This is a genomic window from Paraburkholderia humisilvae, from assembly GCF_902859855.1.
In the GTDB taxonomy this organism is placed as follows: Bacteria; Pseudomonadota; Gammaproteobacteria; order Burkholderiales; family Burkholderiaceae; genus Paraburkholderia; species Paraburkholderia humisilvae.
Map to the genome: position 1 here is coordinate 1 of NZ_CADIKH010000404.1, position 938 is coordinate 938.

Sequence of the window (938 nt, forward strand, 5' to 3'; positions counted from 1 at the left end):
CCTTTTTAGCCGGGTCCCTCGGCGGACATGGATCGACCTTGAACGAATACCCTTCGGCGCATTGCGCGTAGGCCCGCTGGACTTCGGGTTCGTAGATGCAGGCCTTCACGATGGCACACTTGGGATTATCGATGATGACCCGTCCGACCACGCCGTTGAACCACTCGAAGGCATGACGATGACACAGCAACCATGTGTCGACGCTCTGGTCCCGGACAAATTCAACATACTGATGCCGCGACCAGCACAGCGTCATCACGAAGAACCACGTCTTATGGATCTCGCCGGTGTGCGCATCGGTGATGGTCGGACCTGCGCCGAAATCGACCTGTGCGGCTTCAGCAGGTTTGAACTCCAGCCGCATCGGTACGTCCGGCGTGAGCTCCGCCTTCAACTGCTGAAGCAGCCTGTATACGGATGAGTAGCTTCCCTCGTAGCCGTGGTTGCGCACCAGCGCGCTATGAATCGTCGTGCCGGGCACGCCGGCGTCGAGCCACTGTGCAATCTGCTCGCGCCACGGTTCGGCCGACGAGATACAGCTCGCTGGCAGGAACTCCTTGCGACTGAAAGCTGTAGCGAGCTGCGCGTCATCCGGCAGAGCGCTGCCCGGCGAAAGCCACCCGCGTTCGGTCGCGATCTCCCGCACGGCTGCCAGCTTCTTACGGCCCATGATCTTCGACCGGTCGATATCCCGGTCGGAGTCACCCTGGCGCATTCGCACCAGAACCTGTCGATATTGGTACATCTCGAACTTCCTCTTCAAGCCACCCTTCGGAGCAAATGCGTGCCGGGAGGGTAGCGGTTGGCGAAGTTCGAGCGCCCGACTCAGGCGTCAGTGGCGCCTTTACGGCGAAAATCTACTGGCGCCTATATGCCGAAAAACTTGTGGCGCCTAAGCGCCGAAAAGCCCCTGGCGCCTTTATGCCGAAAACGGTTTG

Annotated in this window: 1 protein-coding gene; it reads right to left on the reverse strand. The window is 60.2% G+C overall.

What is annotated here, in order from left to right:
- Positions 1-745, reverse strand: a 745-nt coding sequence (gene istA / locus HV796_RS42790) for an IS21 family transposase (RefSeq protein ID WP_175233619.1), incomplete at its 3' end; no start/stop codon positions are given.
- Positions 746-938 lie beyond the last annotated feature (193 nt).